Annotated in this window: 17 protein-coding genes; 13 read left to right on the top strand and 4 right to left on the bottom strand. The window is 65.2% G+C overall.

What is annotated here, in order from left to right:
- Positions 1-7 precede the first annotated feature (7 nt).
- On the bottom strand, positions 8-1,204 hold the full coding sequence (locus tag W7S_RS08995; protein WP_008255409.1) for an amidohydrolase family protein: 1,197 nt from the start codon (positions 1,202-1,204) through the stop codon (positions 8-10).
- A gap of 268 nt (positions 1,205-1,472) precedes the next feature.
- On the opposite strand from W7S_RS08995, the gene W7S_RS08990 reads away from it, so the two are divergent.
- On the top strand, positions 1,473-2,573 hold the full coding sequence (locus tag W7S_RS08990) for an acyl-CoA dehydrogenase family protein (RefSeq protein WP_008255407.1): 1,101 nt from the start codon (positions 1,473-1,475) through the stop codon (positions 2,571-2,573).
- A 10-nt stretch (positions 2,574-2,583) separates the two neighbouring features.
- The gene (locus W7S_RS08985) at positions 2,584-3,486 is read left to right on the top strand and encodes a TIGR03619 family F420-dependent LLM class oxidoreductase (RefSeq protein WP_008255406.1); all 903 of its coding nucleotides are present in this window, start codon (positions 2,584-2,586) and stop codon (positions 3,484-3,486) included.
- Between the two features lie 3 nt (positions 3,487-3,489).
- On the opposite strand, the gene W7S_RS08980 is transcribed toward W7S_RS08985, so the two are convergent.
- Positions 3,490-3,936, bottom strand: a complete 447-nt coding sequence (locus tag W7S_RS08980; RefSeq protein ID WP_008255405.1) for a nuclear transport factor 2 family protein — start codon at positions 3,934-3,936, stop codon at positions 3,490-3,492.
- Between the two features lie 74 nt (positions 3,937-4,010).
- Between W7S_RS08980 and W7S_RS08975 the strand changes: the two genes are divergently transcribed.
- The 3 genes from W7S_RS08975 (at position 4,011) to W7S_RS08965 (ending at position 6,379) form a co-directional block, all read left to right on the top strand.
- Positions 4,011-4,622, top strand: a complete 612-nt coding sequence (locus W7S_RS08975) for an isochorismatase family protein (RefSeq protein ID WP_009956502.1) — start codon at positions 4,011-4,013, stop codon at positions 4,620-4,622.
- Between the two features lie 90 nt (positions 4,623-4,712).
- A complete protein-coding gene (locus W7S_RS08970) occupies positions 4,713-5,906 on the top strand; it encodes an amidohydrolase family protein (protein ID WP_008255403.1) in 1,194 nt (397 codons plus the stop codon).
- On the top strand, positions 5,903-6,379 hold the full coding sequence (locus W7S_RS08965) for a MaoC family dehydratase (RefSeq protein WP_008255402.1): 477 nt from the start codon (positions 5,903-5,905) through the stop codon (positions 6,377-6,379). Before W7S_RS08970 ends, W7S_RS08965 begins: the two co-directional genes overlap by 4 nt.
- A gap of 22 nt (positions 6,380-6,401) precedes the next feature.
- On the opposite strand, the gene W7S_RS08960 is transcribed toward W7S_RS08965, so the two are convergent.
- Together W7S_RS08960 and W7S_RS08955 are read right to left on the bottom strand one after the other, a co-directional pair.
- Positions 6,402-8,801, bottom strand: a complete 2,400-nt coding sequence (locus tag W7S_RS08960) for a CaiB/BaiF CoA-transferase family protein (protein ID WP_008255401.1) — start codon at positions 8,799-8,801, stop codon at positions 6,402-6,404.
- Positions 8,798-10,258 (bottom strand): aldehyde dehydrogenase family protein, encoded by a 1,461-nt coding sequence (locus tag W7S_RS08955; RefSeq protein WP_008255400.1) that lies wholly within the window; start codon positions 10,256-10,258, stop codon positions 8,798-8,800. The genes W7S_RS08960 and W7S_RS08955 overlap by 4 nt, the downstream gene beginning before the upstream one ends.
- A gap of 257 nt (positions 10,259-10,515) precedes the next feature.
- On the opposite strand from W7S_RS08955, the gene W7S_RS08950 reads away from it, so the two are divergent.
- From W7S_RS08950 to W7S_RS08915, 8 genes are read left to right on the top strand one after another with little or no spacing between them, the layout of a single operon-like run.
- A complete protein-coding gene (locus W7S_RS08950) occupies positions 10,516-11,688 on the top strand; it encodes a cytochrome P450 (protein WP_008255399.1) in 1,173 nt (390 codons plus the stop codon).
- Positions 11,688-12,887 (top strand): acyl-CoA dehydrogenase family protein, encoded by a 1,200-nt coding sequence (locus tag W7S_RS08945; protein WP_008255398.1) that lies wholly within the window; start codon positions 11,688-11,690, stop codon positions 12,885-12,887. The genes W7S_RS08950 and W7S_RS08945 overlap by 1 nt, the downstream gene beginning before the upstream one ends.
- Positions 12,884-13,459 (top strand): MaoC family dehydratase N-terminal domain-containing protein, encoded by a 576-nt coding sequence (locus tag W7S_RS08940; RefSeq protein ID WP_014711341.1) that lies wholly within the window; start codon positions 12,884-12,886, stop codon positions 13,457-13,459. The genes W7S_RS08945 and W7S_RS08940 overlap by 4 nt, the downstream gene beginning before the upstream one ends.
- Entirely contained in the window at positions 13,459-13,872 is a 414-nt protein-coding gene (locus W7S_RS08935; RefSeq protein WP_014711340.1) for a Zn-ribbon domain-containing OB-fold protein, read from the top strand. The genes W7S_RS08940 and W7S_RS08935 overlap by 1 nt, the downstream gene beginning before the upstream one ends.
- A 20-nt stretch (positions 13,873-13,892) precedes the next feature.
- Entirely contained in the window at positions 13,893-15,002 is a 1,110-nt protein-coding gene (locus tag W7S_RS08930; protein ID WP_014711339.1) for an acyl-CoA dehydrogenase family protein, read from the top strand.
- Positions 14,999-15,451, top strand: a complete 453-nt coding sequence (locus W7S_RS08925) for a MaoC family dehydratase (protein ID WP_009956512.1) — start codon at positions 14,999-15,001, stop codon at positions 15,449-15,451. Before W7S_RS08930 ends, W7S_RS08925 begins: the two co-directional genes overlap by 4 nt.
- A complete protein-coding gene (locus W7S_RS08920; protein ID WP_014711338.1) occupies positions 15,448-16,626 on the top strand; it encodes a lipid-transfer protein in 1,179 nt (392 codons plus the stop codon). The genes W7S_RS08925 and W7S_RS08920 overlap by 4 nt, the downstream gene beginning before the upstream one ends.
- A gap of 21 nt (positions 16,627-16,647) precedes the next feature.
- On the top strand, positions 16,648-17,250 hold the full coding sequence (locus tag W7S_RS08915) for a TetR/AcrR family transcriptional regulator (RefSeq protein WP_014711337.1): 603 nt from the start codon (positions 16,648-16,650) through the stop codon (positions 17,248-17,250).
- The last annotated feature ends 4 nt before the right edge of the window (positions 17,251-17,254 follow it).

Genomic DNA, 17,254 nt, shown 5'->3' with positions numbered 1-17,254 from the left:
CGGGCGGTTAGCTCCGGGAGAGCAACTGGTCGGCGTTGTCACGCATGATCCGCCGCTTGGTGGCGTCGTCGAGCGGGTCGAGCAGCTTGGCAAATTCGGCCGGCACGGCCAGGCCTTCGGCGTGCGGGTAATCCGAGCCCATCACCAAGCAGTCGTCGTATCCCAAGCCCGCGACGATTCCTGGGATGTCGTCCTCGGGGTACGGCACGACACGGACATGACGGCGGAAGATCGCCGAAGGCCGCTCCGTCAGCTTCCCACCAATCCAAGGCCCGTTGCGGCCCATCCCTCTGCTCTTGTCCATGTGTTTGACGAAGAACGGCACCCATTCCGCCCCGTGCTCGGCGACGAGGACGTTCAGGCCCGGGAAGCGACCGAAGAGGTTGTCGAAGATGAGAGCGGACAACGTCTCCTCGATCGGGCGCTGGCCGTAGACATTCATCCACTGCCACGCCGACATGTGCCAAGAAGCCGGGTCGGAGTTTTGTCCCCAGGCGGGCGAGATCGCATTGAAGTACCAGAACGGCATGATGTGGAACACCAGGATGCAGCCGGCCTCCTGCAAGCGTGCATAAATCGGGTCGAAGTACGGGTCGCCAGGCGATCGACCGTAAGCCGGCCCGGTCGGCAACAGCACGAACTTTGCGCCCTGCGCGATGATGGCCTCCGTCTCGGCGATCGCAGAATCCAAGTCGCGCAACGACATCAGCGCCGTGGCGAAAATTTTGTCTTCGTAGTTGAAACCCCACTCTTCGTCGAACCATCGGTTGAACGAGCGCAGGTTGGCGTACAGTGCCGCTGTGTCGTCGACGTAGTGTTCGGCGGCCAGGGCCATACCGCTGGGATAGATGACCATACGCTCGATGTTCTGCTCCGCCATGACGGCAAGGCGTGCACCGCGCTCGATGAATTCCGGTTGCATGGGTTGCGGCTCGTAGGACTCCTCGGGGTTGCCCGATCCCATCTGCTTGAGCATCTCCTTGAGCGAGCCCGGCCGATAAGCGACATCGAGGCCCAGTCCCCCTTCGCTGTTGAACGTGGCGACCCGATGTCCCGCAAGGATCACCTCGACGCCGTCCGCTCCGCGCACGGTGGTGATCGCCCGGTCCCGAAACTCCTCCGGCAGATAACGGGTGAACGCGTCCCGCGTCTCGTAGCAGTGGGTGTCGCAGTCAAAGATGCCGTAGTCGAGTTTCGTCGTCACCGCTTCGCTCCTTAAGCGCGAGAATGATTATTCTCTATTTTCACAAAACATACTATCCTGATCCGACAATGGCCATCTCGCGCGGGATGGCCAGGCGCCCGAGTGAGGGACGCCGGCGTCAGCCGCGATCGCGCAAAGGAAGACATGACTCCATCAAAACCGCTGTACGACAACATGATCGGGTGGGCACCGCTGAGCGTTCGGTCTGCCGCGTTGCGTATCACAGATCCCGCAGCAGCCCGGGTGAGGCCGAACCGGGAGGCCCGGCGTGCCGTCAAGTGAGGTCGACGAACTTCGCAGCGTCGTCCGCGACTACTTGAGCGCGACATCGCCCAGCGAGACCGTTCGCAAGCTGATGGCGACGGACATCGGGTACGACGAGGCGTCGTGGCGCCAGATGGCGGGCGAGTTGGGACTGCAGGGCATAGTCGTGCCGGAACGATGGGGCGGGGCCGGTGCCGGTGTGGTCGAACTTGCGGTGGTGTTCGAGGAAATGGGACGCGCGCTGGTGTGCTCCCCCTTCTTCGCCACCGTGGCGCTGGCGACCCAGGCCATTCTCGCCAGCGAGGACGACGCGGCGGTGGAGCGGTTCGTTCCTGGGTTCGTCGACGGTTCCACCACCGCGACGCTGATCCTCAACGGCCAACTCGGCGCGTGGGACCCGGATGCCGTGACGTTGCGGGCCGACCGCCGGGGCGCCGGTTATCGGATCCGTGGTGAGGCGCCGCTCGTTATCGACGGTCACACCGCGGACGTCGTCTTGGCGCCGGCCATCACCGACGCGGGCGTGTCGTTGTTCGCGGTACGTGCCGGGCCAGAGGGGCTTTGTCGCACGCCGTTGGCCGGACTCGACCGCACCCGCAAGGTGGCGCGGGTGCAGTTCGACGGCGCACCGGCGGAGCTGATCGGAACAGACGGTGGTGCCGCGAACTTCCTTGCCCGCACATCGGACCTCGCGCTCGTCGCGCTGACGGCCGAACAGGTCGGCGCGGCGCAACGGTGCCTCGATATGGCCGTCGACTACGCCAAGAATCGAATTCAGTTCGGTCGGCCGATCGGTAGTTTCCAAGCGGTGAAGCACCGGTGCGCGGACATGTTGGTTCAGGTGGAGGGCGCGCGATCGGCCCAATCGCATGCGGCCGCAGTGGCCGGCACCGATGATCTCCCGACCGCCGCGTCGGTCGCGAAGATGGTGTGTTCGGAAGCCTTCCTGCAGGTTGCGCTCGACAACATGCGCATCCACGGCGGAATCGGCTTCACCTGGGAACACGACGCCCATTTGTACGTCCGGCGCGCCAAGGCCAGTCAGCTGATCTTCGGCGACCCGGACTACCACGCGCAGCGCCTGGCCACGCTCGTCTCTGAATGAAAGGATCCTCGTGACCGTCTCCTTTTCCCTCGAACTGCCGACTCATCGTGTCGAAACGGTCGATGAGTTCGTAACCGCTGAAGCGATCGCCGAAATCGCGCGAGTGGCCGAGGAGAGCGGGTTCGCAGCCGTCCACGTCACCGATCACCCCGCACCCGATGCGAAGTGGCTCGACCACGGCGGCCACCACGCCCTTGATCCGTTCGTCGCGTTGGCTTTCGCGGCCGCCGCAACGACCGACGTCAAGCTGTTGACCAATGTCTACATCGCCGCTTACCGCAATCCGTTTCTCGGCGCCAAATCGATCCAGAGCCTCGCGGCGTTGTCCAACGGGCGCCTCATCCTCGGAACTGCCGCCGGATATCTCAAACCCGAATTCAAGGCGCTCGGAATCGATTTCGACAACCGCGGCGCTCTGCTCGATGAGGCGCTGGACGTGCTGGACAAGGTGCTCACCGGTGAGGACATCGCCTACCAGGGGACGTCATTCGCCGCCCGCGGTGTTCGGCTGCGCCCGCTGCCGACGACTCCCCCACCGGTATGGGTCGGCGGCAACAGCAAGCCGGCCGTGCGCCGGGCGGTATCGCGCGCTCAGGGGTGGGCGCCGTTCAACACGTTCGGCTACGCCGCCGCATCGCGCACCGCGGAGATCTCGACCATCGAGGATTTGGAGGTCGCGATCGGCTGGGCCAAGCAGTACGCGGCCCAAATCGGCCGCACCGCACCGCTGGACATCTGCTTCTCCGCGGGAAACCTCTTGGAGGACAGCAGATCGGCCGACGAACGTCACGCCATCATCGCGCGGCTCGCTGCCGCCGGGGTCACCTGGTTGACCATCGCCCCGTCCGGCTCCGACCGGAGCGAACTCATCGAACGTTCGCGCGCTTTCGCCAAGGAGTTCATCACGGCATGACCCTTAGGCCATCAGGCTGTCGGCCGCGAACGCGTCCACACTGATCCGGCGATGGGCGAACAGCCACCGACCATTCAGGGGCACAAGAACGTCGCGGTAGCGGCCCCAGTGGTCGAGTCCGATGTCGGTGTGGACCGCGAAGTAACTGCTGACCTCGACCCTGGTGTTTGCCACCGACCCGAACCGAATGCTGGAGACATGGTGGCGGACGTGGGTCGGAGCGCGCCGTGCCGGCTGGCCCGGTGTCGAAGGCCGGGTCACCGCGGCGCCGAGGCCGGCCTCGATTTGCGCGGGCCCCGTCAAGCGCTCGGCACCGCCGGTGAATTCCAGCACTCCCTCGTCGCAGAAACACGCCGCCAGCGCACGAAGATCGAATCGATCGGTGGCGGCGGTGTAGTCGGCCAACGTCTGCCGTACCGACTCCCGCACTTCAAGCTCCCAAGCCTCCATCGGTCCTCCTCGTGGAAATTGAGTTCCAGCACACGATAACGTCTATTCTCATGCCACAACCCAGCCTTCAAGCCATGCTCGATCCCGCAACCACCGCGCTGGTGACCCAGGAGTGCCAGGGCGGGGTGATCGGGCCGCAGGCCGGCCTTCCATTGCTCGCCGAAGAGGCCCGGCGCGAAGCCATTCCCAACATCGCCAGGCTGCTCGGCGCCGCCAGGGCGGCCGGTGTCGCGGTCGTGCACTGCCTGATCGAGAAGCGCCCGGACAACCGGGGATCGAACAGCAATGCCCGGCTGTTCATGGCCGGAAAATCGTTCGCCGCCGACCTGACTCCCGGCAGCCCCGGCGCATCGGTCCTGCCCGAACTCGGTCCGGTACCCAGCGACCTCGTGCTGACCCGCACCCACGGCGTCGGACCGATGACGGGTACCGATCTTGACTCGGTGCTGCGGAACATGAACATCAAGACCATTGTGGGAGTGGGCGTTTCGGTCAACATCGCCATCCAGAACTTCGCGATGGACGCGGTGAACCGCAGCTATCAGTTCGTGTTGCCGCGTGACGCGGTGAGCGGGTATCCACGGGAGTACGCCGAGTCCATCATCGATAACACGCTGTCCCTGCTCGCCACGGTGACCACCACCGATGCCGTGATTGACGCGTGGAAAGGGATCCCGGCGTCCTGACCCCGTCTGGATGTTGAAAAGCCAAAGTGATAACGTCGTTCTCACTTATCGTAAACGATCATATTCGCTGCTCGGAGGAGGGATAGCCTCATGTCACCCCGGTCTCTGCCGTACCCGGTTTTCGACATCGACAACCACATGTACGAGACGACGGACGCGCTCACCAAGTACCTGCCGAAGGAGCACCGCGGAAAGGTCGGCTACGTCGAGGTCAACGGCCGACCCAAACTCGTCGTCAAGGACCACATCAGCCACATGATCCCCAACCCGACGTTCGAGCGAGTCGCCAGGCCGGGCAGCGCGGAGGACTATTTCCTGGGCAACAATCCCGAAGGCCTCAACTTCCGCGAATTCATCGGCGAGGCAATGGATGTCATCCCGGCATACCAGTCACCCGCGCCGCGACTGGAACTGATGGACGAACTCGGCATCGATCAGTGCGTCATGTATCCGACGCTCGCCAGTCTCATCGAGGAACGCACGACCGACGACGTCATCCTCACGCACGCGATCATTCATGCGCTCAACGAGTGGATGCACGAGCACTGGACGTTCAACTACCACGACCGGATCTTCGCCACCCCCGTGATCTGCCTGCCCCTGGTGGACGAAGCCATCAAGGAATTCCACTGGGGCCTCGAGCGCGGCATGAAGACATTCCTGGTGCGGCCCGCACCCGTGCCCAGCCGGTTCGGCGGTTCGCGCTCCATGGGCCTCCCCGAGTTCGACCCGTTCTGGGAAGAGGTCGTCAACGCCGGCATGCCGGTCACCATGCACGCCTCGGACAGCGGCTACCAAAAACACCTCATGGAGTGGGAAGGCGGCGACGAGTATCTGTCCTTCAAGCCGAGCGCGTTACGCGAAGTCGTGATGGGCCACCGCGCCATCGAGGACACCCTGGCCGCGATGATCTGCCACGGCGCGTTGTCGCGCTTCCCCGATCTGAAGATCTTCTGCGTCGAGAACGGCAGCGGGTGGGTCCGCAATCTGCTCGAGCAGCTCAACACCGCGTACAAGATCATGCCCAAGGAGTTCGACGAGCACCCGGTCGAGGTGTTCAAGCGAAACATCTACATCCATCCGTTCCTCGAGGACGACCTCAAGGGGATTATCGACATCATGGGCGAGGATCACGTGATGTTCGGCTCCGATTTCCCGCACCCCGAGGGCATCGGTGATCCGCTGAGCTTTGTCGACCGGCTCGACGGTGTCTCCGAGGCCGCCAAGGCGAAGATCATGGGAGGCAACGCTATCGAGCAGTTGGGGCTCAAGGTTCCGGCATGACCCGGGCGCGCACATCCCCGAAGGTTTACGACGGAATCGCCGACTTCGAGGCTCACGTCGGCGAGCACCTTGGTTTCAGCGACTGGCGCCAGGTCACGCAGAAGGAAATCGACTTGTTCGCCGAGGCGACCGGTGACCATCAATGGATCCATGTCGACCCTGAGAAGGCGGCCGCCGGTCCCTACGGCAAGACCATCGCCCACGGCTATCTGACCTTGTCGCTGGTACCCATTCTCGTGCAACAGATCTACCGGGTAACCGGCTTGGCGATGCAAGTCAATTACGGAAGCGACAAGCTGCGCTTCCCCGCCCCGGTACCGGTCGATTCCCGCATCAGGGCTGGCGCCGAACTGCTCAAGGTTGAGCGCAACGACAAAGGCGGCCGGGCCACGGTTCGCGTCACCGTCGAAGTGGAGGGCAGCGATCGCCCGGCGTGCGTCGTCGACACGATCGCCGCGATGATCGACGCCTGACCGAACGGGCCGAGTTCATCGACTATGCGTTGAGAACGCGTTCCCCGATCACTCGTTGCTCCCGCAACGCGGCAATCTCCTGAGCGGAAAGTCCAAGCGCTCCAAGCACCTCGGCGTTGTGCTGCCCGAGTGTCGGCGCGGCGGCCCTGTGCTGGTGTATGGGTCCCGGCGAGATGCGAAAAGGCCAGCCGGGAAACCTCTGTCGGCCGGTGATCGAATGGTCCAGGTCCTGATAGAAGCCGCGCGCGTCGAGTTGCTCGACGTCATACATCCGATCGGCCGTCAACAGTCGCTCGGCGGGCACACCATGCCGGCCAAACGTCGCCACGACCTCCTCCGCGGTTCGCTCGCACGTCCAATTCGCCAGTACCTCGTCGAATTCGTCGTGGTGTTCCCGGCGCGCTGCAGCGGAGGCGAATCTCGGGTCGTCGCGCAGGTCGGGGCGGTCAATGGCGTCCAGCACCGCTCGCCAGTCATCGTCATGACGCACCGAGAGCGCGACCCACTCGTCGACATTGCCGGTCGAATAGACGCCCTGCGCGTATTCGCGGTGGCGGTTTCCCTCACGCGGGCGCACCGATCCCGTCAACGAGTATTCGATGACGGGTTCGGCTGTCACCGCCGCGCCGACCTCGATTTGCGCCGCCTCGATCAGCTGCCCCTCGCCGGTGGACCGCCTGTGCTCGAGGGCGGCCAGCAGCGCGACGCAGGCGTGTACGCCGGCGATCGGGTCGGCGGGCCCCTGCAGATTGCACGGCGGGCCGTCCGCATAACCGGTCGCGGCCGACATGCCTGACACCTGTTCGATGTTCAGCGCCCAGCCCACGTAGTCGCGCCACGGCCCCTGGAGCCCGAACCCGGGCATCCGCACCATGATCACGCCGGGATTGACCCGCGCGATGGAGTCGTAATCCAGTCCGAATTGTTCGACGACGCGCGGCGAGAAGTTCTCCACCACCACGTCGGCCTCCGCAGCCAGTCGCAGCGCCAACTCTCGACCGGTGGCAGAGGTGAGATCCAGCGTGATGTCGCGCTTGTTGAGATTGGTTCCCTGCCACAGCGGCCCGCGCTCGTACCAGTCGTCGCTCTCGCGCAGCAGCGAGCCCGAGTAGCGGTGTCCGTCGGGCCGCTGAATGGATTCGACCTTGATCACGTCCGCCCCGAACGCACCGAGGTAGCACGTCAGATACGCGCCCGCCCAGAAAGTGCTCAAGTCGAAGACCTTCAACCCGGCGAACGGCAAAGAGACGTCGGCGACGTCACCCGTCGGGCGCGGTGCGTCGCGCTTGCTCCACTTGGCCTGCGCTCCGTTTGTTCGGAGGGCGGGAGCGGGCAATGGCGGCGGTACCGGGGTCTTCGAGAGCCGGAACGGCGCGCCTGGCCTGGTGAATCGCCATCCGTCGGTGGCCGCGTCGACGAAAAACCCTCGCTCCGCATACTGCGGGCAGCCCAGGATCGTGTCGCCGTCGGTGATCGGCGCCGCGGGTATGCGCATGGCCTGGCTCAATTCGACCAGATCGGCGACGGACATCGATTCCAGGAACGGCTGGGCCTTGGCGAAGAACTCGTCGCGCTCGGGCCCGCCGAGCATGATCGCGAGCTGGTGGTCGCCGAACTCGGGCAACCCGACCATCGCGCAGACGTCCAGCCAATGCTGACCGGTCAGGCAGTTGATCCCGATCCAGCCGTCGGAGGCACGCACAATACCCAGCATCGGCGCGGCTTTGGAATTCGTCGGCAAGCCAAGGCTTTTCAAGCGGGCGGCCATCAGCATGGGATAGGGCAGCGTCGCCAACAGCGACTCGAACATCGACACGTCCACCTCGACCGGCCGGTGCGTTTCGGCCGTGGCGACGCGTAGGGCCGTCAGCGCGCCGAGGGCCGCGTATCCGCCCGCGATGTATTCCGGGATGCGGGCGCCGGCCTGTAGCGGCGCCCGGCCGGGCTCGCGCACGTTGATCCAACCCGCCGCCGCCTGCAGGGTCAGCGGAGTCGTCACCCGGTCACGCAGTGGCCCCTCCTGGCCGAAGCTGGAGATCCGGACCACGACGAGATCCGGGTTGACCCGGGCCAGGGTTTGCGCGTCCAGACCCCACGCCCGGCGCTCAGGTGCGCCCCCCGGTAAGTCTTCGACCAGGACATCCGCCTGCGAGATCATCTCGCGCAGGACCTCAAGGCCACGTTCCTGCGCGAAATCAACCGTGGCGCCGCACTTTCCGGCGTTCAGGTACTCGAACAGCCCGCTTCGCTCCGGATGAGGGCCCTCTGGGGGAAAGGGACCCCAACGGCGCAGTGGGTCACCTGACGGGGGCTCGACCTTGCGCACGTCGGCGCCCAGGTCCACCAGCAGCTTCGCGCAATAGGGACCCGCGATCTCGGAGGCCAACTCGACGACGCGCAAGCCCGCCAGGGGTCGGTTCACGCGGGTATCCCGATGGCCTTGGGCTCCATATAGGCCCGCAGTCCCATCACGCCGCCCTCCCGACCGATGCCGCTCTGCTTGAAGCCTCCGAACGGCGCGTCTCCGGGGATTGTGCCGTTGACCGATACCTGTCCGGTCCTCATCCGCCGGGCGATGGCCACCGCGCGGTCGATGTCGCTTCCCCACACCGCGCCGCCGAGGCCATAAGACGAATTGTTGGCGATGGTCACCGCGTCATCGTCGTCGCGATACCGCAAGACGGTCAGCACGGGACCGAACACCTCCTCCTGCGCGATATACGAATCGGCGGCGGCATCGGTGAGTATCGTTGGCTCGAAATAGAAACCGCTGTTCAGATCCTTCGGGCGGGCTCCCCCGGCCACGACGGTCGCACCGTCGGCTTCGGCGCGTTTGACGAAGCCCTCGACACGGTCGAGGTGCTCGCGGCTGATCAACGGACCCATGGTGACCGCCGGATCGACGGGATCGCCGATCACGACTTCGCGGGACAGTGCGGCGAGCCGGTCCACCACCTCGTCGTGGATCGCCTCGGGCAGCAGCAACCTGCTGTTGAGAATGCAGGCTTGACCAGCATGCATCGTGCATCCCTCGAACAACAGCCGTTCCAACAGGTCGTCGGTGACGTCGACGTCGGGCAGCAGGATGGTCGCCGACTTGCCCCCGCATTCCAGCAGAACGCGCTTCATGGTGGTCGCCGCTCCCGCCATCACGTCGCGGCCGACGACAGAGCTACCGGTGAAGCTCACCATGTCGACCCTGGGATCCAGGGTCAGGCTCCTGCTGGCCTCGACGCTGGTCGGCGTCACCACGTTGACGACGCCAGGGGGAATGTCCGTGTCCTCGTCGATGATTCGCGCCAACGCCAGCCCGGCCAGCGGTGTCAGCGGGGAAGGCTTGAGCACCAGCGTATTTCCCGCCGCCAGTGCCGCGCCCAACTTCATGACGTTGAGGGTGTGCGGGAAGTTCCACGGCGTCATGGCCGCCACCACACCGAGGGGTTCGTAGCGCAGCAGTGTGGTGCCCGCGGCCCCCCAGGCATCCATCGGTGCCTCGGCGGGCTCCGCCGCGAGCTCGGCGGCATGGCCGACCATGAATGCCGGTCCGTCGACGTGAATCAGCCGTTCGTTCGCGGAACAACCCCACTCGGCCAGCGCGAGTGCGTAGATCTCCTCGCTCCTGGCCATCAGCGCATCGCTGAGTTGTTGCAGGCATCGGGCCCGTTCCGCGGGCTCTGCCGCGGGCCACGGGCCCGTGTCGAAGGCGGACCTGGCCGCTGCGACCGCCTGCCGGACCTGCGCCACGCTCGCATCGGGCGCCGTTTGGATCACCACCTCGGTGGCGGGATTGACGACGTCGTAGCGTCCGCAGTCCGGGTCGGTCCACTGGCCGTCAATGTAGTGACCGTAGGCCTCGAGGAGCGAACCCGACCCAGCCATCCTGCCTGCCTTCCTGACTGCACGATCGTGAAGCAGCGCGGGCGACGCCACCGAGATAACTTACATACTCAACCTGTGTGTACACGCCGACCGCGACGCCGTCAACGGCTAATTTGAGCCAGTTTTAGCCCAATATGCGGCGATTGACAGATGATCTGGCTCTCCTGTAGACAGCATGGAAACGGACATTCTTGCGTTATCTGTCCGGCCAGCCCAGTGTCCAAGGAAGGCATGCGGTGCCCACTACTACTGTTCCCTTGCACTCTCCGGACTTCTACGCCGGCGATCCCTACCCGGTCTACCGGGAACTCCGCAACACGACGCCAGTGGTGTGGAACGACGTCACGAACTTCTGGGCGCTGTTGAAGTACGAGGACGTCCGCTACGTTTCGGGCCACCCACTGACCTTCTCGTCGACGAAGGGCATCACGATTCCGGATCCCAGCCAGCCTGAACCCGTTCAGGAAGGCAACCTCATTTTCACCGACCCTCCCCGCCACCGGCAGCTCCGCAAGCTCATCAACTCCGGCTTTTCCCGCCGGCAGGTGCAGTTGCTCGAGCCCAAGGTGCGCCAGATCGTGAAGGGCATCGTGGACAGTGTCGAGCCGTCGCGAGAGTACGAGTTCGCCGAGGAGATCGCCGCGCCCCTTCCCACCCGGATGATCGCCGAGATGCTCGGTGCCCCTCCCGAAGACTGGGAGCAGTTCCGCGCGTGGTCGGACGCGGCGGTCGGCACCGCCGACCCGGACATCGAACTGGACTCGATCGTCGCCCTCGGTGAGCTGTACGAATACTTCACCAAGCTCATCGCCGCGCGGCGGTCCGGCGAGGTCAGCGGGCAGGACGACCTGCTGAGCATCCTGGCCGCGGCCGAGGTCGACGGCGAGCGGCTCACCGACGCGGATCTGCTCAACTTCTCCTTCCTGCTGTTGGTCGCCGGCAACGAAACCACACGCAACCTGATCGCGTTGGGCACGTTGGCGCTGATCGACCACCCCGACCAGTTCGCGCTGCTGCGATCGGACCCGTCGCTGCTGCCCAGCGCGGTCGAGGAGATGCTGCGATTCACCAGCCCGGTCACCCACATGGCCCGCCGCGCGACCGAGGACGTCGAGATCCGCGGCCAGCAGATCAGGGCGGGCGACACAGTGGTCATGCTCTACGGCTCCGCCAACCGCGACGAAGAGATCTTTGGGCCCACCTGCGAAGAGTTCGACATCACCCGTAATCCCAACCCGCACATCGCGTTCGGGGCCGGGGAGCACGCGTGCCTTGGCGCCCAGCTCGCGCGCCTGGAAGCCAGGGTGATGTTTGAGGTGCTACTGGGCGCCTTTCCCACGATCGAGCTCACCGGTGACGTGACCCGGCTGCGCGCAACCATGGTGCCGGGCGTGAAACGCATGCCAATCCGACTGGGGGCGGGCAACTGATGGACTTCGACTACACGCCCGAACAGGAGCAGCTCCGAAAGGACTACCGGACGCGCCTGGAGGCGGTGATGACCCCGGAGCGCCGCGCCGCCGTCGCCAACCTCACCGAGGGGGGCGCCGCGATGACCGAGTGCCGGCGGGCGCTCGGCGATGCCGGGTTGCTCGGCGTCGCCTGGCCGGTCGAATACGGTGGCGGCGGGCTGACCGCGTTGGAGCAGTACATTTTCTCGGAGGAAGCGCGCAGGGTCAACGCACCGTTGCCGTTTGTCACCCTAAACACTGTGGGCCCCACGCTCATTCAGTACGGCACCGAGGAGCAGAAGGCCAAGTTCCTCCCGGCGATCCTCAAGGGCACCGTTGATTTCGCGATCGGTTACTCGGAGCCCGGCGCCGGGAGCGACCTCGCCTCGCTGCGGACCACCGCGGTCAGGGACGGCGACGAGTTCGTCATCAATGGTTCAAAGATGTTCACCAGCGGCGCGGAGTTCGCCGACTACATCTGGTTGGCGGCGCGCACCGACCCAACCGTCAAGAAACACAAGGGAATCACCCTGTTCATCGTGCCGACGGACTCGCCCGGGTTCTCCTGGAAGCCGCTACACACCATGCCGGGGGTGTCCACGTACTACACGTTCTACGATGACGTCCGGGTACCCGAGAGCGCCATCGTGCTCGGCGAAAACCAGGGTTGGACGCTGGTGACGAACCAGCTCAACCTCGAACGCGCCGCCCTGGGCAACCTCGGTGCCCTGGAGCCGCTCTTCGCCAAGACGCTCAAGTGGGCGTCGACGACACCGCTCGACGACGGCATGGTCATCGATCAGCCCTGGGTGCAGCAGGCCCTGGCCCGGGTGGAAGCGCAGGTCGCCGCCTACCGGCTGCTGAACCTGCGCGTGAACGCGACGATGAGCTCGGGTGCCCTCGGTATGGGCGAGGCCTCGGCGGCAAAGGTTTTCGGCACCGAACTCACTCAACAGGTCGCCCGCGAGCTGCTCGAAGTCGTCGGGCAGGCGGGTGTCCGCAAGGACTCGGCGGCTCCGCTCAAGGGCGAGCTGGAGAGCGCCTACAGGCTGGCGGTCATCAACACATTCGGCGGCGGAGCCAACGAACTTCAACGCGACATCATCGCTATGGCCGGCCTCGGGATGCCCCGCGCACCCCGAGACGTGCGGGCCTCCGGAAAGGAGAAATCCACGTGACAGAGCTAGCCAAAGACGACCTGCGCGAGCGCCTCGACGCGTTGATCGGGACGCCCACCGACGGAGTCGGCAGACCCTCCCGCGCCCCTGATCCGGTGAACGCCGCGATGATCCGGCACTGGGCGTACGCGTTGGACGACATGAATCCCGCCTACCTTGATCCCGAGTTCGCGGAGAACTCCCGCTACGGTGGCCTGGTTTCCCCGCCGGTGATGCTGCAGAGCTGGACGATGCCGCCGCCCAAGCTCGCCGGCATCCATGAGCGCGGCGGCGTGCCGATCGAGATCAAGACGAACCCGCTGCAATTCCTCTCCGACGCCGGTTACACGGGCATCATCGCGACGAACTCTGAGTTTGAGATCGAACGCTATCCCCGCGTCGGCGACGAGATCACCGGTGAGACGGTGTTCGACTCGATCTCCGACGAGAAGACGACCGCGATGGGCAAAGGATTCTTCGTCACGTGGGTGACCACCTACCGCGATCAGAACGGCGAAGTCATCGGCCGCCAATGGTTCCGCACGCTGCGATTCAAGACGGGCGGGGCCCCCGCCGGAACGGCTGGGGACTGATGGCGACCAGACTTGCTCCGTCGATCAGCCCGGACACCGAATTCTTCTGGTCGGGCCTCAAGGACCACAAGCTGCTGATCCAGCGCTGCGCCGACTGCAAGACGTTGCGGGTGCCGCCCCGCCCGATGTGCGGAAATTGCCAGTCGCTCAACTGGGATTCCATCGAATCAACCGGGCGCGGAACGGTTTACAGCTTCGTGATGCCGCAATACCCGCCGCTCCCCTTCCTCCAATACCCCTACGTCGTGGCACTGATCGAGCTCGACGAAGGTGTGCGCATCGTGTCGAACCTGTGCGATATCGAACCGGCGGCCATCGACGTCGGTATGCCCGTCGAGGTCTTCTACGAGACGTTCGAAGCAATCCCGAGCGGGGACGAGCTGGTGCTGCACCAGTTCCGGCCCGCCCGCTGAACACGAGGCACCAGGCGAACATGGATTTTTCCTTCACCGAAGAACAAGAGACCGTCGGCAAGGTGGCCCGCCAGCTCTTCGAGCACCGCGCCACCACCGAGCACCTCACCGAGTTGGAATCGGGCGAGATTCGTTTCGACCCCGCACTGTGGCGTGAGCTGGCGGCGTCGGACTTGCTGGGCATCGCGCTACCCGAATCGGTTGGCGGCAGCGGTGGCAGCTTCCTCGACCTCGGCGTGCTGCTCGCGGAAGTGGGCTGGAGTGTTGCGCCGGTGCCGGTCTATGCGACCCTGGTGCTCGGCGCGGATACGATTGCGCGGCACGGTGACTCGACCACTCAGCGACGGTACCTACCGAAGGTGGTGGACGGAAGCACGATACTGACCGCCGCGCTCGCCGAACCGGGAAGCTCCGACCCGGCCGCCCCACGCACCACCGCACGGCCCGATGGCGACGCCTGGATCCTGGACGGCGTCAAGGAACTCGTGCCCGCAGCGCAGCTTGCCGACGCCATCGTGGTTTCGGCACGCGCGGACGACGGACCGGGCCTGTTCGTCGTCGAGACGGCCACCGAGGGCGTCGTCGTCACACCGGCAATCACCACCAACGGTGAGCCCTACGCCGACGTCGAGTTCGCTGGGGCCGTCGCGCTCCGACTCAACGAGGCCGGTGGCCGGGATGCCGTCGACTCGCTGTACACCAGGGCGCTCGTCGGACTGTGCGCCATGCAGGTCGGGGTGACCGAGCGCGCGTTGAAGATCGCGGCGTCCTACACCGGCGAGCGCGAGCAGTTCGGCAGGCCGATCGGCTCATTTCAGGCCGTGCAGCAGCGGTTGGCCGATGCATTCATCGACGTCGAGGCGATTCGGTGGACCACCTGGCACGCGGCGTGGCTGATCGCGGAAGGCCGACCCGCCGCCCGCGAGGCCGCCATCGCCAAATTCTGGGCCGCCGAGGCGGGTGCACGGGTCGTCGCATCAGCCCAACAGGTCCACGGCGGCATGGGCATCGACGTCACCTACCCGCTTCATCGCTATTTCCTGTGGGCCAAGCAGATCGAGCTCTCGCTCGGCTCTGCCCCCCAACAACTCGCCCGCCTCGGCGCCGCATACCCGGAAGGAAACGCATGACCTCCACCGTCGACCGCACCACCACGCGCGCATGGAATTCCATCAACGTGGGCGAGGAAGTCACCCCGATGGACGTCCCGGTGACCACCACACTGATCGTCGCCGGGGCCATCGCGTCCCGCGACTACATGCCCGTGCACCATGACCGCGACTTTGCGAATTCCCAGGGATCCAAAGACATTTTCTTGAACATCCTGACGACTAATGGGCTTTGCGTGAAGTTCCTTCATGACTGGGCGGGCCCCGAGGCGATGATCAAAAAGTTGTCCATTCGCCTCGGCGTCCCGGCCTACCCGAATGATCCGATGCGCTTCACCGGATCGGTCACGGACAAATCGTCGGCCGACGGCGAAGGATTCATCGAGGTCACGTTCAGGGGCGCCAACAGCCTCGGCGACCACGTCTCGGGAACCGCGGTGCTCAGCCTGCTCGAAGGCGTGGATGCATGAACAGGGGCTCCTGCGGGATTGGCGGCAAGGCCGCGCTCGTCGGGATCGGCCAAACCGAGTTCTCCAAGGAATCGGGCCGCAGCGAGATGCAACTGGCCTGCGAGGCAGTCAAAGCCGCCATAGGCGACGCCGGTCTTCGTCCCGCCGACATCGACGGCATGGTCACCTTCAGCGTCGACGACAACGAGGAGATCGAGGTCGCCCGCAATGTCGGGATCCGGGACCTGACGTTCTTCACCAGGGTCCCCCACGGCGGTGGCGCCGCCGCGGGAACGGTGATGCAGGCCGCGATGGCGGTCGCGACGGGCGTGGCGGAGGCGGTGGTGTGCTACCGAGCGTTCAACGAGCGCTCCGGGTTCCGCTTCGGTGGCGCCGGCCGTCAGCCGGGAGTGACGCCGCTGTGGATGGCTCCCTATGCGCCGTTCGGGTTCATGACGCCGGCCGCCTGGGTCGCGTTACACGCGCAGCGCTATATGACCACATACGGCGTCACCAACGCCGATTTCGGCAAGATCTCGGTCATCGACCGTAAGCATGCCGCAAAGAATCCCGACGCCTGGTTCTACCAGAAGCCGATAACCCTTGAGCAACACCAACAATCGCGGTGGATCATCGAACCCGTGCTGAGGCTGCTCGACTGCTGCCAGGAAAGCGATGGCGGCGTCGCCATGGTGGTCACGAGTGTCGAGCGCGCGCGCGACCTCGCCAAGCCCCCCGCCGTCATCACCGCCGCCGCGCAAGGAGCCGCCTACGATGGCGAGGTGATGACCAGCTACTACCGTGATGAGATCACCGGCCTGCCCGAGATGGGCGTGGTCGGTGACAAGCTGTGGCGCAATTCGGGCCTCAAACCGCAAGACATCTCGACGGCATTCCTCTACGACCACTTCACGCCGTTCGTCTTCACCCAACTCGAGGAGCTCGGATTCTGCGGCCGCGGCGAGGCCAAGGACTTCGTCTCGGTCGAGGAACTGTCGCTGGGTGGCCGGATGCCGATCAACACCAACGGCGGACTGCTCGGCGAGGCCTATATCCATGGCATGAACGGCATCACCGAGGGTGTCCGCCAGGTGCGCGGCACGTCGCACAATCAGGTGGACGACGTCGAACACGTGCTTGTCACGTCGGGCACGGGCGTGCCGACGAGCGGTCTGATCCTCGCACCCGACCACTGAGCAGGGAAGCCGCGATTCCAGATGACGCACGCAACGGCGGTCGACACTCGCGAGGTGCTCATCTCGGCGGCGTTCGCGTGCTTCCGAACGCACGGGTTGCGGAAGACGACGATCGTCGATATCGCTCGCGCCGCGGACGTGTCGAGAAGCACCTTCTACGAATATTTTCGGGACAAGGAGACCATTGTCGAAGCCTGCGCGGAGGCGGCGTCTCAGCGCTTCTATCGCAGGCTGGCCAAGGCGATCGACCGCCACGGCGGCAGCACCCTGGAAGAAAAACTGGTCCGGGCGGGCGTTTTCGTCACGCAGGCCCGCCGGGTGGTCGAACCCGAAACCTATTTCGATCAAGACGAGGTCAGCCTGATGTTGACCAAGAATGCGTCGACCCTGTTGCGGGAATGCAGCGAGTTTCTCGCGCCCTATGTCTCGGCCGCGCGACTGACGGGCGAGGTCCGCGGTGACCTCGACATCCGTTCGGCAACGGAATGGTTTGCGCGGATGCTGTTCTCGCTGTTCACCACTCCGTCGCCCTACCTCGACATGGGCGACGACGAGGTGGTCGCGGCCTTCGTCCGCGGCTTCGTGGTGCGGGGATTTCTGGGTAGCGGACTCAAGAGGCGCTAGTCGC

The organism is Mycobacterium sp. MOTT36Y (assembly GCF_000262165.1).
Taxonomy (GTDB): Bacteria; Actinomycetota; Actinomycetes; order Mycobacteriales; family Mycobacteriaceae; genus Mycobacterium; species Mycobacterium intracellulare.
Note: the sequence above shows the minus strand (reverse complement) of the source record. Positions and strands in the feature narration are given on the sequence as shown.

Excerpts from the sequence above, each read along its gene's own strand:
- W7S_RS08970 (WP_008255403.1), top strand. The coding sequence starts at position 4,713 with ATGTCACCCCGGTCTCTGCCGTACCCGGTTTTCGACATCGACAACCAC.
- W7S_RS08935 (WP_014711340.1), top strand. The coding sequence starts at position 13,459 with ATGGCGACCAGACTTGCTCCGTCGATCAGCCCGGACACCGAATTCTTC.
- W7S_RS08980 (WP_008255405.1), bottom strand. The coding sequence starts at position 3,936 with ATGGAGGCTTGGGAGCTTGAAGTGCGGGAGTCGGTACGGCAGACGTTG.
- W7S_RS08920 (WP_014711338.1), top strand. The coding sequence starts at position 15,448 with ATGAACAGGGGCTCCTGCGGGATTGGCGGCAAGGCCGCGCTCGTCGGG.
- W7S_RS08955 (WP_008255400.1), bottom strand. The coding sequence starts at position 10,258 with ATGGCTGGGTCGGGTTCGCTCCTCGAGGCCTACGGTCACTACATTGAC.
- W7S_RS08930 (WP_014711339.1), top strand. The coding sequence starts at position 13,893 with ATGGATTTTTCCTTCACCGAAGAACAAGAGACCGTCGGCAAGGTGGCC.
- W7S_RS08925 (WP_009956512.1), top strand. The coding sequence starts at position 14,999 with ATGACCTCCACCGTCGACCGCACCACCACGCGCGCATGGAATTCCATC.
- W7S_RS08975 (WP_009956502.1), top strand. The coding sequence starts at position 4,011 with ATGCTCGATCCCGCAACCACCGCGCTGGTGACCCAGGAGTGCCAGGGC.
- W7S_RS08965 (WP_008255402.1), top strand. The coding sequence starts at position 5,903 with ATGACCCGGGCGCGCACATCCCCGAAGGTTTACGACGGAATCGCCGAC.
- W7S_RS08915 (WP_014711337.1), top strand. The coding sequence starts at position 16,648 with ATGACGCACGCAACGGCGGTCGACACTCGCGAGGTGCTCATCTCGGCG.
- W7S_RS08945 (WP_008255398.1), top strand. The coding sequence starts at position 11,688 with ATGGACTTCGACTACACGCCCGAACAGGAGCAGCTCCGAAAGGACTAC.